The following is a 13,049-nucleotide window of genomic DNA, read 5'->3' on the forward strand; positions in this document are numbered from 1 at the left end:
AAGCGTGGCCCCGGCCGCCTTCTGGGTGGCCGGGGCAATATCTTCATCAGCCGATGGCACCGATATGGTCGATCCACCGGTGCAGCATCGTCCAGCTTTGCAGCCGGGTCGATGCGAAATTATGGCAATGGGCTGCTTCCGCCAGCGTCGTCAGCGTGACATGGCGCGATCCGCAATACTCCGCCGGTTCGGCATGGGGTTCAGGGCTTACGTCGATGTCGGCAAAATGCAGATAGACCGGCGCGGCGATCGCGGCAGCCTCCGCCGCAACGCCGCCGGGCATGATGGCCAGCCGCCCATAGCTGTTGGGCGTCAGCGACGCCCGCGCATCGTCGGCTGCGATCACCGTTTCGGGCACGTCTGCTGCATGGAAATAGCCGTGCATCGCCGCGCGATTGGCCGCGCCATAGCCTGGCCCTGCCACCTGCGCCCCGATGGCGGATTGCACCTCGTCCGACATGGCCAGACCAATATTGGTAAAGCCAAGTACCGCGACCTGATCGAAACTGGCCCATTGCGCCTGTTGCACGATCGTCAGCATTCCGCCCATCGAATGGCCGATGCCGGTTATCCGCCGCGTGCGCCCCGCGATATGCGCGCCCCATTCCCCGACCTCCATCCGTTCCAGAACCGCCGCCAGCGCCAGATGATGCGCTTGTGCGCCGACATGGGGTGTCAACACATCTTCCCGGCCCGGCTGGCTGCTCTCGCCCATACCCAGCGCGTCCAGCGCCAACACCGCCTTGCCCTGTGCCAAGCAATGATCGACGAAACTATAGCCCGGCCATCCATCAATCTGCGCATCCCAATACCAGCGGCTATAGGTGCCGCCATGCAGGCAAACGAGCAGGTCGATCGGGCCATCGGGCAGTCTGTCGGGTATCGCCAGTGTTGCCGCGATCTGGATCGGTTCGCCGAAATCGACCGCGGTTTCGACGTTCAGGGACAGTGTGAACTTCGGCATGGATCGCTCTATCCGTTCAAAGGCTGAAGCCGCCATCGACGATCAATGTCTGGCCAGTAATGTAGCGCGCGCGCTCCGACGCCAGGAAGGCAACGGCCTGCGCAATATCCTCGCCATCGCCAAAGCGCTGGAGCGCGATCCGCTTGCGCTGCGCTTCCCAGATGGCGGGCGTGTAGAGGGTGGTGAGAAATTCGGCCCCCAGTCCCGCGTTGATGATGCCGGGCGCAACCATGTTCGCGCGGATGCCATAGCGGCCTTCCTCTTTCGCAATGGCGCGGCCCAGCGCCTCGATCCCCGCCTTGGGCACCGAGGACAGGGCATCGCCCGGCGGGAAGCAATAATTGGCGACCGACACCACCGATACGAAATTGCCGAAACCCTGCACGCGGAAGTGGGGCAGCGCGGCGGCGACGATGCGGGTAAAGCCGATCAATTCGACCTCGATCACCTGCCGCCATTGATCCTCGCCGATCTGACTGACGAAGGGTTGGGCAATGTCCACACCGCTGGCGAAAATCACCGTTCCTATCGCACCGAACCGCGCCTTGACGTCGGCAAAGCCGCTCTGGATGCTGGCCATGTCGGACAGGTCGGCATGGACGGCAATCGCTCGGTCCTGGCGTCCGCGCAGCGTGTCGATCACCGCGCGCGCCTTGTCCGCGCTAGAGCGGTAGCCGATCGCCACGCCATCCCATTCGTCCGCGAGTCGACGACAAATGATGCCGCCTAGCCCGCCCGTACCGCCGACGACAAAGGCCGCACCCCGGTTCATAGCGGCAGATACGTGGTCAAATGTCGGAGCAGCCGTTCGGCAAAGGCGTCATTATGGTCGCCGGTGAACATATGGCCCACGCCATGCGCGACCTCGACCTCCAGTTGCGGGGTCAGCGCCTGAAACTGGCGGACACTCTCGTCCGACACGATCTCGCTCAGTTCCGCCTTCACCAGAACGACCGGCGTGGTGACGCGCATCGCGGCTGCCACCAGCGCTTCGCCTTCGGATGGCGGATGCAGAAATTCCTGCGAAGTCGTGCGCGGATCCCAGTGCCAGAACAGCCGCTCGCCATCTGTTCGCATCGCCTTGGCCAGGCCCGACACATCGGCCACACGTGGCTGGCCCAGATGGCGGTGCAGCGCATCGGCGGCCTCGTCCAGCGACGCGAAGCCCGCTTTACTGGCGCGGAAGAAACCGCGTATCTCCTCCACTCCGGCGTCGTCGATATGCGGCGCAACGTCGGCCAGCATGATGAGGCGCACGCGATCGGGATGGCGCGACCCGCCGACCAGCGCGCACTGGCCGCCGCGAGACGCGCCCACCAGCGCGACGGGGCGGTAAAGCGCCATCAGGATCGCCTCGACATCGCGGCCATAGGCTTCCAGCAGATAGTCGCCATCGCTGGCCCAATCGCTGTCGCCATGGCCCCGCAGGTCGAAGGTCAGGCCATAATAGCCCGCCTGTGCCACCCGCCGCGCCGATCCGGCCCAGGACCGCCGACTTTGCCCGCCGCCATGGAAGAAGCATACGGGCGGCGCGGTCGGGTCGCCATAGGCGTCCGCGACCAGGGTGATGCCGTCGCCCGGCAGGCTGATCCGGGTCGCGGACATCATGCCGGGCGCTCCGTGCTTATTCGGCGGCGATCGGCGGCGCGATTTCGGCGAAGCACTCATGTTCGCCGGGACCGGCATAGGCGAACTTGCCCGGCGCATGGTGCCATTTGCCGTCATTGCGGCTCTCGTAGGGCGACGCCACTTCGATCATCGCGCCATGCGTGCTCTTGTGGCCGATCCAGCTCCACTTCTGCCAGGTCATGTCGGGGTCGTTATGGGTCTGGCCGCCACCGGGCAGGTGCAACCCTTCGGCCCGCAGCTTCTCCATGGCACCTGGCACATCGTCGGTCGAATAGCAGAGGTGATGGACATGCTCGCCCACCTTGTCCAACCGGTCGCCCATCGGCGTGCCGGGGGCGGGCTGGATGAACTGGATTTCCGTGCCGCCGTCATTGACGAAGGTCGCCCATTTCATGCCCGCGTCCGCACCGCTGGAAAATTCGTCATATTTAACCAGGCGCTTTTCCAGGCTGGCTGGGTCCAGCACGCGCAGGATCTTGGTCCAGTCCACGATCGCGGTGTCCAGGTCGCGCACGACCATGCACACATGGGCAAAAGGTCCGCTTGGCATAATCTTATCTCCTCGGAATTTTTAGATTTCTATCGTCGCCGTGCCGGAATTGACGGTGCCCCGTCCCTCGACATCCAGCGTGAATGCGCAGGTGATGCTGTTTCCCTCGATGGTCGCGACCGTGCCGGTCACGGTCGCGCGGTCGCCGCCATAGACATTGTCCAGAAAGCGCGAATCCATCGCCTTGATCCGCCCGCCGGGGAAAGCGCGCATCAGCATGTTCATCATATAGGCGACGTTCGCCGGGCCCTGGTTGATGACTCGGTCGCCCAGCCCCTTGGCCTTCACCACCTCGACATCCAGATGGATGGGGTTAGGATCGGCCAAGAAAATCGCCCATTGCTCCATCGCTTCGGCGCTGACGCTCTCGATCGTGAAGGGCGGCAACGTGTCGCCGACGGCATAGCTCATGCGGCAAACTCCTTGCGCGGCAGCACCCAGACATTATGGGTTTCCAGAACCTGCATCCCGTCCAACAGATGCAGGCGCAGGCGATAGGTCAGCACGTCCATCACGCCCAGCTTGCGGCTGCGCTTGCGGATCAGGCTCAATATTTCGCCCGTCACCTTGTAGCTTGTCCCGACCATCAGCGGCGCGTCGAACTTGACGCCGCTGCTGCCCATCATCGGACCGTCATCGACATCGAACTGGCAGGCTTCGCACACGCCCGCGACGGTCTTGCCCATCGCAACCTGCGTGGCGACATAATAATAGATCGGGTGGGCAGTGCCGTCGCTGGCCGGTTCGATCCCGGTGGATCGGCACAGCGCGGCATTCTCTTCCGCGCTGATCGTGAAGACCGTCGTGCCGTCCAGCGATATGCCGGCAGCGTCGGGAGCGGGGGGCAGGGTGTCGAGATCGCTCATGGCTGGTCCCTAATAAGAGCGCGGCAGGCCGAGGCTTTCGGCGATCGAGTTGCGGACCATCTCGTTGCTGATCGGCGTCATCCGCAAAATCCGGTGATCGCGCCAGTAACGCTGCATGTCGGTTTCCGCCGAATAGCCCATGCCGCCCAATATCTGGATGCCAAGGTCGGCGGCCTTCACCGCATTTTCCGTCGCGACCATCTTGAGCATGTTGGCCTCGACGCCGCAATTCATGCCATTGGACTGCATCCACGCGACATTGTTGAGCAGCAATTCGGTAGTCTTCTGCCAGGTCGCGATATTCGCGACATAATGCTGCAACACCTGGAACCGCCCGATGATGCCGCCAAAGGCCTTGCGCTGGAGCATATAGGCCAGCGCATCTTCCAGCACCCCGTCGATCGCGCCCAGGCATTGCGCGCCGACCATGATCCGCTCATTGTTCAGCGTCGGCAGCATCGCGTACCAGGCCTGCCCCGGTTGCCCCAGAACGTCCGCATCGGGGACGAACACATCCTCATAATGGACCTCGCACGACCCCATCGCGCGCATCCCCAGCTTGGGCAGCAGCGACGCGGTGATGCCCGGCGTCTTGGCATCGACGAAGAACATGGTCAGGCCGTGATGCTTCTTTTCCACATTCTTGTCGGTGCGGGCCAGGACGAGCAGGCGGTCGGCCGCCTTCGCGCCGGTCGTCCACATCTTCGCCCCATTCAGTTTCCAGCCGCCATCCACCTTTTCGGCATGGGTCTTCATTGCGCCCAGCACATCGGTGCCGCCATCGGGTTCGGTCATGGAAAGCGACACGCGCAGCTTGCCCTGCGCCATCGGCCGCAGCCAGCGGTTCTTCTGTTCCTCGGTGCCGACCGCACTGATCGTCTTGGCCCCGCCAAAGGATGTCAGGCCCCACACCCACAGCAGTCCGCCAGCAGTCCGCGCAAATTCGCGCGCGAAGATCATCTGCATCATGACGTCGCCGCCCAGGCCGTCATATTCCTCTGGTATGCCGATGCCGAAGAAGCCCTGCTCGGCAATCTTGTCCCACAGCGCGTAGGGGTAATTTTCCTCGTCGGCCTCCAGCGCGCGCATCCAGTCCTTGGGCGCCTCTACATCGACCCAGCGGCGCACGATGTCGCGAAACGCCTGCTGCTCCTCGGTGAGCGAAAAATCCATTGTCTTTCCTGTTCTCTTTGCCCGACTATTGGGCACCTGTCAGGGTCTTTGAGAACCTATCCTCTTATAGGGTCGAACGATTATAAAATTGAAACAGTTGATCCACCATCATGCCCAAATGGGCGGGAATGGGATTTTGTTCGACTGGGTCTCCAGTTTCACCGATGGTATTGATGGCAATACCCAATGGTGTCGGCCAGCCGCGCAAGGCATGAGTTATGACACGCAACTGTTGAAGTGTGGCGACCGCGGCTTGCCACCCCGCCGCCGTGGCAATGCAGCCGACCGGCAGGCCGTCAAAATAACAACGATCATCCCGATTCAGATCTTCAACATAATCCAGCGCATTTTTCACAAAGCCGGAAATCGCACCGTGATAACCGGGTGATCCTAAGATGACTGCGTCAGCGGACCGCAGCGTTTCGACATAGGCGCTGGCAAGCTCAGATCGAACTGCATTTTCCGGCGAATAAAGCGGAAAGTTGATGGCATCGCCAGATAACAATGTCGTTCGCGCACCTCGTGTCTCGGCAAGGGCTAGTGCTTTGCGAAGCGCGCGCTCGGTTGAAGAGAAGGCGCGCAAGGTGCCGCCAATAGCCACAAAATGAAGTTGACCCATATTAGATCGACAATCCTCCTTCGACCGGAATGACCGAACCGGTGACATAGGCACCCGCGCGCGACGCCAGATAGATGGCCGTTCCGGCCAAATCTTCCGGCGTCCCCACGCGCCCGCGCGGCACCATGCCCTCCACCATTTTGCGCATCTCGTCCGACGCGATCACCGTCATCTCGGATTCGAAAAATCCCGGTGCGATCACATTGGCGGTGATGTTGTCGCGGCCCAGTCGCTTGGCCAGCCCCTTGGCCAGCCAGTGGATTGCGCCCTTTGACGCTTGATAGGCGTAATTTTCTTTCGGCCCGACCTTCAGCGCGCCCACCGAGCCGATATTGATGAGCGAAGCTGGCCGCTCCGCCGTGCCGCCCGCGCGCAACAATGGCAGGAATTTCTGGAGGATGAAGAAAGGCGCCTTCAGGTTCAGGTCGATCACCTGGTCCCAGTCGTCCTCGCTATAACCGTCAATCGGTGCATCGGCCATCGTCCCGGCATTATTGACTAGCATGTGCATCGCGTCTTCGCGCGCAGCCACCTGCGCCACCAGAGCGTCGATCCCAGCAAGGGTCGACAGGTCGGCGGTCAGGCCGATGCAGGTGCCACCGGTTACCTCGCTGATCGCCTGCGCTGCCGCCAACACCTTGGCCTCGGTTCGGGCGCAGATATAGACCTTCGCCCCGGCCGCGGCGTAGCCGGTGGCAATATGGCGGCCGATGCCGCTCGACCCGCCCGTGACAAGCGCAACGCGGCCCTGCACGGAAAAAAGCGCGTCGATATTCATGGCGCGCCCTTAGAGGCTGCGATCTTCAGGATCAGGTCGACCGTCCCTTCGGGATCGCCCACCAGCAGCGCATGATCACCCGGATGGTCGTGGATCGTCCAGCCCAGCGCCCGCGCGCGATGATGCATCGCGGTCATGACGGTGATGGCCGCCGCAATATAATCGACAGGCTTGGTGATCGTTTCAGCCCCTATAGGAATGACACAGGATGTCGCCCGCATCGGCTGGTCGGTGAGATTATCGAGCAGCCATTGCTGCCGGTCAGCGTCCATCAGATGCGGGTGCGTCTTGGCCGCGTCCCGCTGCATCACATCTACGCCAGAGCCTATCGGCCCTTCGCCTGCCTCCAGCATCGCGTCCAGGCCAGCGAGTTGGTCTTCGGGTACATAGCCCATCAGCGACGCGATGCGCTCGCCTGAATGGGGCACGATGGCGTCCAGATAAATGACGCTGGCGATGCGGTCGCCCGCTTGCGCGATCACGCCCGGCGCCACCGTCCCGGCATAGCTGTGCGCGACCAGCACGACATCATGCAGATCCTCATAATGCAGGACGTTGACAATATCCTGCACATGGACCGTGTTGCCGACATGCCGGCCGGTCAGGTGCGCGCGCTCGCCAAAGCCGGTGAAGGTCGGCGTATAAACCCTGTGCCCCCGCGCTTCGAGCAGCTCGCGGACATATTTCCAGGTCCAGCCACCCATGCCGCCGCCGTGGAGTAAAACAAATGTGGTCATGGCAGGTCAGCCTCCGCAGGTTCGGTGTTCTGGATGAATTCGGGGAAGGGGTCCGGCCCCCACAGGAACATGCTATCTTCGGGCGCATGATTGGCTGATGGCCATTCGACGTCATGGGGAATGAAGTCGATGTCGGCCGAATATTCGCTGAAACTGCCCCATGGGTCACGGACATAATAGAAATAATTGGCCCCCAGCACATGCTGGCCCACGCCCCAGTTGGGACCATAGCCCGCCCGCGCCATAGTCGATCCGCCAAGGCCCACTTCCATAACGGAGCTTACGTCCCAGCTATTATGATGCATCCCGCGTCGGTCCGACAGGACGAGTGCGAGCAGATGATGGTCGCTGCCATGCACGCCGTGCAGAAAGGCGACGCCCGGCTCGCTCTTGTCAGACAGGCGCAGGCCCAGCGTCTTTTCATAATAAGTGATGGCCGCGTTCACATCGGTCGTGAAGATCGCGAAGTGCGACAGGCGACGGGGATGGACCTTGGGTGCCTGGCTGTTGAGGATCGCGCCGGACTGACCGGGCGGGGCGCTGGCAAAGGAGAAATGGCTTTTTTCGGCCGGCGTCGCCTTGTCGGCCGGGCGGATATTGATCGGCAGGCCATCAAAGCCGCTGAACCAGATGCCCTGCGTGTCCGCACTCGTAGGCGCGTCGATATAGGTGACGCCACAGGCATCGAGATGCGCGGCAAACGCATCCATCTCGTCGGCATAGACGCCAAAGCTCAGATAGCGCAGTTGCTTGGCGCCCGCGCCCTGCGTGATGACGCCCCAGCGATGAAGATTGCCCTGTGTGAAAAGATGCAGCCTGCCGTCGCTCTCGCGCACGTCCAGACCAAAGAGGCTGTAGAAGCGGCGCGCGTCCTCCAGATCCGGGACGGCCAGCGCGAAATGGTCAATCGAATGGACGCCCAGTACATTGGCGCGCCGCCCGGCGATGCTCTTGTCGTTCATCCTGTCCTCCTTGGCATGTCGGGCGGCGGATCGTGCCGCCGCCCTTTCGCTGCTCAGGCCGCCTTAATCGGGTTGACCAGCAGGCCGATTTTCTCGATCTCCACTTCGCACACATCGCCATCCTTCATGAACAGCGGGGGATTGCGCGCCAGGCCGATGCCGGACGGCGTCCCCATCACCAGCACGTCGCCCGCCTCCAGCGTGAAGCAGGTCGAGAGCAGGGCAACGGTATCGACCACGTCGAACACCATGTCGGACGTGTTGGCGCTCTGTACGGTCTGGCCATTCAGGCGCGTCTCGATCTTCAGGCCCGCGCCGCCCGCGGGCAGTTCGTCCGCCGTCACCAGCCATGGCCCGAACGCGCCGGTATCGTCGAAATTCTTGCCGACGGTCCATTGCGGGGTCTTCAGCTGATAATCGCGGATCGACCCGTCGTTGAACACTGAATAGGCGACGATGTGCGACAGCGCGTCTTCCTTGGCGATATCCTTGCCGCCCTTGCCGACGACTGCGACCATTTCGGCTTCATAGTCGAGCTGGTCGGAGCAGGGCGGCTTGATGATGGGCGCGCCATGGCCGATCAGGCTGCTATTGAACCTGCCGAACACGGTCGGGAATTCGGGCACCTGGAAACCACCCTCTGCCGCATGGTCTTTATAGTTCAGGCCCAGGCACAGGATCTTGGGCGCCTTGATCAGCGGCGGCAGGAACGTCAGATCGTCGATGGCAACATCCTTGCCGCCTGCCACGACCGCATAGCCTGCCTGCGTCAGCGCGCCGCCGCCCTGCGCGATCAGCGCGTCGAGATCATAGAGCGCGGCATCGCCGAACAGCGCCTTGACGCCCGCGCCGGTATCGACCGCCAAACCGGTCTGCCCATTTTTCGAAACCTTAGCCAAACGCATGATTCTATCCTCCTGATACCCTGCCACCGTGAGGGCCGCCGCCGTCCAGGTCAACATGAAATATATTCTGATAACCGAAATATACTATTTGTATTTGCCTCTGGTTTCAAAACTGCTATGGCTTTGGCGATGATGAAGAAGCTGAGCCTGACTGAGCGGGCCTATCGCCAATTGCGGGACGATCTCCTGACGTGCCGGCTGGTGCCGGGCGATCGGATCAATATCAAAGACGTGTCCGACAATCGCGGCTTCAGCCTGGGCGCGGTGCGCGAAGCCCTGTCGCGCCTGACGTCCGAAGGTTTCGTGACGCAAGACGATGCGCGGGGCTTTCGCGCGACGCCGATTTCGATCGGCGACCTGATGGATCTGGTGACAGTGCGCAGCGATATAGAGGGGCAATGCCTGCGACGCGCCATCGCACGCGGCGGGCTGGACTGGGAATCCGCGATCGTCAGCGCCGCCCATCGCCTCAGCAAGACGCCGACCCGCGATCCCACTGATCCTGCCCGCCTGAACGAGGATTATGCCGACGCCCATGGCGCATTCCACCATGCTTTGGTGGCCGCCTGCGACAGCCCCTGGCTGCTGCGGATGCGCGACTGGCTCTACGCGCAATCGGAACGCTATCGCTACCTGACCGTCCCGCTGGCGACCGGCGAGCGCGACTTGGTCCATGAACATAGCGATATCGTCACCGCGACGTTGCGCCGCGACGCCGATCGGGCGGTCGCGCTGCTGGGCGATCACTTGGTGGCGACCGCCCGCCTGCTGGTTGATGCACAGGACGGCGCGATGCGCCTGCCGGGCCAGAAAACACAGGTGCGGGCGGCCTGACCCCATCCTAATTCTGCCGCTTCTGCCCGGTGCCGCCACCACTGGCGGGCATCAGCATGTTGCTCATCCCGCCATCGACCAATATGTCGATGCCGCTGATGTGCCCCGCATGGGGCCCGATCAGGAATAGGATGGCGTTGGCAACATCCTCCGCCACGCCCAGCTTGCGCAGCGGTATGGTCGCCTCGCGCTGGTCGCGCCTCGCCGGGTCGTCATAGCCTGCTGCCGTCATCGGCGTATAGGTCGGGCCAGGGGACACGGTGTTGCACCGAATGCCGTCCGGTCCCCATTCGATGCTGAGCTGCCGGATCATCATCAGTAACGCGGCCTTGCTGCACGAGTAGAAACCTAGCGCAGGCGTCGGCGCGGTGGCGGACATGGATGCGGTGGCCACGAACGCCCCGCCGCTGGCCTTGAGATGCGGATGCGCCGCCTTGGCCAGCAGCCAGGCGGACCGTGTGTTAATCGCGAATATACGGTCGAAGTCGCTGGCGGGCAGATCAATCAGCGCCCCGCCCATGATGATTCCGGCATTGCTGATGACTGCGTCGATCCCGTCCATATGCGCCATTGCCGCCGCGACGATCCGGTCGCCGCAATCCAGCTCGGCTAGGTCGACCACGCAGGTCGCCGCCGCCGGTCCGATCGCATCGGCTACGCTCTCAAGATTGGCGGCATCCCGATCGGCCAACAGCAACTGATGCTCGCCCGCGATTACGCTGCCTGCGGCCAGCAATTGCGCGCAGGCCCGCCCGATGCCGCTCGCCGCGCCTGTGATGATGACCCGCATTCAACCTCTCCTATTTTTCTGCCTTGTCAGTCGCTCAGGCCTAGTTCGGCCATCAGCGCCGCGCGCAGTTTGAACTTCTGGATCTTCGACGCCGACATCGGCCATTCGTCGATAAATCTTATGTGGCGCGGCACCTTGAACGACGCCAGGCGCGATTTGGTGTAGGCGATCAGTTCGTCCGGCTCCACCGCGACGTCGCCATCGCGCTCGATATAGGCCGCCGGAATCTCGGCCAGCCGATCGTCGGGCAAGCCGATGACCTGCGCCAGCCGCACGGCTGGGTGGCTGGCCAGCACCGCCTCGACCTCGGCCGCTGCGACATTCTCGCCACCGACTTTCAGCATATCCTTGAACCGGCCATGGAACATCATATGGCCGTCCGCATCGATCGATCCGATGTCGGCGCTATGATACCATCCGTCCACGTCGATCGCTTCGGCGGTCTTTTCCGCGTCGCGATAGTAGCCGTCGAACAGATTATAGCCCCGGATCAAAATCTCGCCCCGCTCGTCCACGCCCCGTTCCGCGCCGGTATCGGGGTCGACGATCTTCATCTCGATCCCGGCGAGCGGGTAGCCCAGTTTTCTGAAACCCATTTCCGGGTCCATAGCTGGACCGCCAGTGGTGACGATGCCGGTCGCCTCGGTCATGCCCATGGTGCCCACTTGCAGCATATTTGGGGCCTTGTCGCGATAGGCCTGCCCAACCCGGTCCGGCATGAACGCAAAGCAGCTATTTTGCAGACGGACGGATGACATATCCGTCTTGTCCCAATCGGGGTGAGCAATCATCGCCTGATGGAAAGTGACGAAGGGCAGGAACATCATCGTCACCTGCTCCGCCTCGATCTGGCGCAGGCTTTCCCCGGCGTCGAAATGCGGCTGGCCGATAAAGGTGCCGCCTACATCCATCGCTCCCAACATGCACAGCATCGCCGCGATATGGAACAGTGGCAGCGGCGACCAGGCCCGCTCGTCAGGCTGGAAGCCCCAGCGATAGCGCGCCAGATTGTTCGCCTCGCGCGTCACTGCCTCATGGCTGAGCAGGCACCCCTTGGGATTGGCCGATGTGCCGGAAGTGTAGAGGATCATCGCGGTATCGCGCACCCGCACGGTCAGGCGCGTGTCGTGGATGTCGCTTTCGCTGACGCTTTGTACCGCCGCATCGAACCGGGCCTGGTCGACGAAGCCGGGCGCGGAACGCCCGCCCAGCATGATGATCTGCGTCAGCAGCGGCGTGCCTGCAAGGGTCAGGGCAGCGGGATCGGCCGCTGTCGGTAGGTCGGGAAAGGCCTCCACCAGCCGCGCGCCGAAATCGACATGCTCGGTTACCAAATCATTGGTCACGATCGCGCGCAGATCGGCATTTTGCGCGACATAGGCCATTTCCGGCGCCTTGTAGCGCGCGTTCATCAGCACCGACACCGCGCCACACATCGCGTTGGCGAACAGCGCCTCGACAAATTCTATGCTGGACGGCAGCAAGATGCCGACATGGTCGCCGCGCCCGATGCCCAGCGCCTTCAGTCCGCGCGCGCGGTTAATTACGCCAGCCACCACATCATCATAGCTTTTGCGTTCGCCCGGAAATACCAGCGCCTCCTTGCCGCCGCCCTTGTCCCACCCCTTCATCAGCAGGTCGCCCAGGGTTGTCGCAGAGATGCGAATTGCGGCGCTGTTCTCGCCCTTGATGCCCACGAAAGCCCGCTCCTAATACCCGTAGATCCCGATTGGCCTTCAGATTGCAGCGTGCGTCCGTCCATGCGCCTTTCGTTGGATAGGTGCGGACAGGGCCGCCCACGCCAAGAGCGGACACAGCAAAATATCGGATCACGGATCGGGAATTTACGATGGAAGCCTATATCTACGATCATGTTCGCACGCCGCGCGGCAAGGGCCGCCCGGATGGCGCGCTGCATGAGATAAGCTCGGTCGAAATGGCGACGCAGTTGCTCAAGGCGCTTCAGTCGCGCAACAATCTCGATACCGCGCTGCTCGACGATGTGATCATTGGCATGGCACAGCCTGTCGGCGAACAAGGCGGGGTATTGGCGCGTGCGGCGGTGTTGCAGGCAGGCTATGCCCAGACCGTCGCGGGGCAGCAGATTCATCGCTTCTGCGCCACCGGCCTTGACGCGGTCAGCTTGATCGCTGCGCAGGTTCATGCCGGGATGATCGACGCGGGTATCGGCGGCGGCGTTGAGTCGATGAGTCGCACGGTGATGGGCTATGACTCCGGCGCC

The 13,049-nt window shown here is 62.7% G+C and carries 15 protein-coding genes and 1 pseudogene; 2 read left to right on the plus strand and 14 right to left on the minus strand.

Features of this window, described 5'->3' with window-relative positions; genetic code table 11:
* Window positions 1–46: 46 nt before the first annotated feature.
* The 12 genes from IL54_RS22295 to IL54_RS13780 form a co-directional block, all read right to left on the minus strand.
* Entirely contained in the window at window positions 47–964 is a 918-nt protein-coding gene (locus IL54_RS22295) for an alpha/beta fold hydrolase (RefSeq protein ID WP_052027698.1), read from the minus strand.
* A 16-nt stretch (window positions 965–980) separates the two neighbouring features.
* Window positions 981–1,736, minus strand: a complete 756-nt coding sequence (locus tag IL54_RS13730; protein WP_037476430.1) for an SDR family NAD(P)-dependent oxidoreductase — start codon at window positions 1,734–1,736, stop codon at window positions 981–983.
* On the minus strand, window positions 1,733–2,572 hold the full coding sequence (locus IL54_RS13735) for an alpha/beta fold hydrolase (RefSeq protein ID WP_081912913.1): 840 nt from the start codon (window positions 2,570–2,572) through the stop codon (window positions 1,733–1,735). Before IL54_RS13735 ends, IL54_RS13730 begins: the two co-directional genes overlap by 4 nt.
* A gap of 16 nt (window positions 2,573–2,588) precedes the next feature.
* Complete coding sequence (locus IL54_RS13740) at window positions 2,589–3,143, minus strand: VOC family protein (RefSeq protein ID WP_235209598.1); 555 nt, start codon at window positions 3,141–3,143, stop codon at window positions 2,589–2,591.
* Between the two features lie 21 nt (window positions 3,144–3,164).
* A complete protein-coding gene (locus IL54_RS13745) occupies window positions 3,165–3,554 on the minus strand; it encodes a MaoC family dehydratase (RefSeq protein ID WP_037476437.1) in 390 nt (129 codons plus the stop codon).
* Window positions 3,551–4,009 carry a hypothetical protein gene (locus IL54_RS13750; protein ID WP_037476440.1) on the minus strand — a complete coding sequence of 153 codons (459 nt, stop codon included), beginning with the start codon at window positions 4,007–4,009 and terminating at the stop codon, window positions 3,551–3,553. The genes IL54_RS13745 and IL54_RS13750 overlap by 4 nt, the downstream gene beginning before the upstream one ends.
* A 9-nt stretch (window positions 4,010–4,018) precedes the next feature.
* Window positions 4,019–5,182: an acyl-CoA dehydrogenase family protein gene (locus IL54_RS13755; RefSeq protein WP_037476442.1), complete on the minus strand. Its 1,164-nt coding sequence runs from the start codon at window positions 5,180–5,182 to the stop codon at window positions 4,019–4,021.
* Between the two features lie 64 nt (window positions 5,183–5,246).
* Complete coding sequence (locus IL54_RS13760; RefSeq protein ID WP_037476443.1) at window positions 5,247–5,801, minus strand: NADPH-dependent FMN reductase; 555 nt, start codon at window positions 5,799–5,801, stop codon at window positions 5,247–5,249.
* 1 nt (window position 5,802) lies between these two features.
* On the minus strand, window positions 5,803–6,579 hold the full coding sequence (locus IL54_RS13765; protein ID WP_037476444.1) for an SDR family oxidoreductase: 777 nt from the start codon (window positions 6,577–6,579) through the stop codon (window positions 5,803–5,805).
* Window positions 6,576–7,316: an alpha/beta fold hydrolase gene (locus tag IL54_RS13770; protein WP_076605511.1), complete on the minus strand. Its 741-nt coding sequence runs from the start codon at window positions 7,314–7,316 to the stop codon at window positions 6,576–6,578. The genes IL54_RS13765 and IL54_RS13770 overlap by 4 nt, the downstream gene beginning before the upstream one ends.
* On the minus strand, window positions 7,313–8,278 hold the full coding sequence (locus IL54_RS13775; protein WP_037476446.1) for a VOC family protein: 966 nt from the start codon (window positions 8,276–8,278) through the stop codon (window positions 7,313–7,315). Before IL54_RS13775 ends, IL54_RS13770 begins: the two co-directional genes overlap by 4 nt.
* A 53-nt stretch (window positions 8,279–8,331) precedes the next feature.
* A complete protein-coding gene (locus IL54_RS13780) occupies window positions 8,332–9,183 on the minus strand; it encodes a fumarylacetoacetate hydrolase family protein (protein WP_037478689.1) in 852 nt (283 codons plus the stop codon).
* 129 nt (window positions 9,184–9,312) lie between these two features.
* Here IL54_RS13780 and IL54_RS13785 point away from each other — a divergent pair, with 129 nt between their 5' ends.
* The gene (locus IL54_RS13785; RefSeq protein ID WP_193378856.1) at window positions 9,313–10,017 is read left to right on the plus strand and encodes a GntR family transcriptional regulator; all 705 of its coding nucleotides are present in this window, start codon (window positions 9,313–9,315) and stop codon (window positions 10,015–10,017) included.
* A gap of 7 nt (window positions 10,018–10,024) precedes the next feature.
* Here IL54_RS13785 and IL54_RS13790 read toward each other — a convergent pair whose 3' ends face one another.
* Together IL54_RS13790 and IL54_RS13795 are read right to left on the minus strand one after the other, a co-directional pair.
* On the minus strand, window positions 10,025–10,807 hold the full coding sequence (locus IL54_RS13790) for an SDR family NAD(P)-dependent oxidoreductase (RefSeq protein ID WP_037476449.1): 783 nt from the start codon (window positions 10,805–10,807) through the stop codon (window positions 10,025–10,027).
* 26 nt (window positions 10,808–10,833) lie between these two features.
* On the minus strand, window positions 10,834–12,504 hold the full coding sequence (locus tag IL54_RS13795) for a class I adenylate-forming enzyme family protein (protein ID WP_156106212.1): 1,671 nt from the start codon (window positions 12,502–12,504) through the stop codon (window positions 10,834–10,836).
* Between the two features lie 152 nt (window positions 12,505–12,656).
* On the opposite strand from IL54_RS13795, the pseudogene IL54_RS23720 reads away from it, so the two are divergent.
* Window positions 12,657–13,049 (plus strand): annotated as a pseudogene (locus IL54_RS23720) (acetyl-CoA C-acyltransferase); the annotation flags it as partial.

Origin of the sequence: Sphingobium sp. ba1 (assembly GCF_000743655.1) — a bacterium.
In the GTDB taxonomy this organism is placed as follows: domain Bacteria; phylum Pseudomonadota; class Alphaproteobacteria; order Sphingomonadales; family Sphingomonadaceae; genus Sphingobium.

Coding starts and splice junctions, on each gene's coding strand:
- IL54_RS22295 (WP_052027698.1), bottom strand. CDS start 964: ATGCCGAAGTTCACACTGTCCCTGAACGTCGAAACCGCGGTCGATTTC.
- IL54_RS13730 (WP_037476430.1), bottom strand. CDS start 1,736: ATGAACCGGGGTGCGGCCTTTGTCGTCGGCGGTACGGGCGGGCTAGGC.
- IL54_RS13735 (WP_081912913.1), bottom strand. CDS start 2,572: ATGATGTCCGCGACCCGGATCAGCCTGCCGGGCGACGGCATCACCCTG.
- IL54_RS13740 (WP_235209598.1), bottom strand. CDS start 3,143: ATGCCAAGCGGACCTTTTGCCCATGTGTGCATGGTCGTGCGCGACCTG.
- IL54_RS13745 (WP_037476437.1), bottom strand. CDS start 3,554: ATGAGCTATGCCGTCGGCGACACGTTGCCGCCCTTCACGATCGAGAGC.
- IL54_RS13750 (WP_037476440.1), bottom strand. CDS start 4,009: ATGAGCGATCTCGACACCCTGCCCCCCGCTCCCGACGCTGCCGGCATA.
- IL54_RS13755 (WP_037476442.1), bottom strand. CDS start 5,182: ATGGATTTTTCGCTCACCGAGGAGCAGCAGGCGTTTCGCGACATCGTG.
- IL54_RS13760 (WP_037476443.1), bottom strand. CDS start 5,801: ATGGGTCAACTTCATTTTGTGGCTATTGGCGGCACCTTGCGCGCCTTC.
- IL54_RS13765 (WP_037476444.1), bottom strand. CDS start 6,579: ATGAATATCGACGCGCTTTTTTCCGTGCAGGGCCGCGTTGCGCTTGTC.
- IL54_RS13770 (WP_076605511.1), bottom strand. CDS start 7,316: ATGACCACATTTGTTTTACTCCACGGCGGCGGCATGGGTGGCTGGACC.
- IL54_RS13775 (WP_037476446.1), bottom strand. CDS start 8,278: ATGAACGACAAGAGCATCGCCGGGCGGCGCGCCAATGTACTGGGCGTC.
- IL54_RS13780 (WP_037478689.1), bottom strand. CDS start 9,183: ATGCGTTTGGCTAAGGTTTCGAAAAATGGGCAGACCGGTTTGGCGGTC.
- IL54_RS13785 (WP_193378856.1), top strand. CDS start 9,313: ATGATGAAGAAGCTGAGCCTGACTGAGCGGGCCTATCGCCAATTGCGG.
- IL54_RS13790 (WP_037476449.1), bottom strand. CDS start 10,807: ATGCGGGTCATCATCACAGGCGCGGCGAGCGGCATCGGGCGGGCCTGC.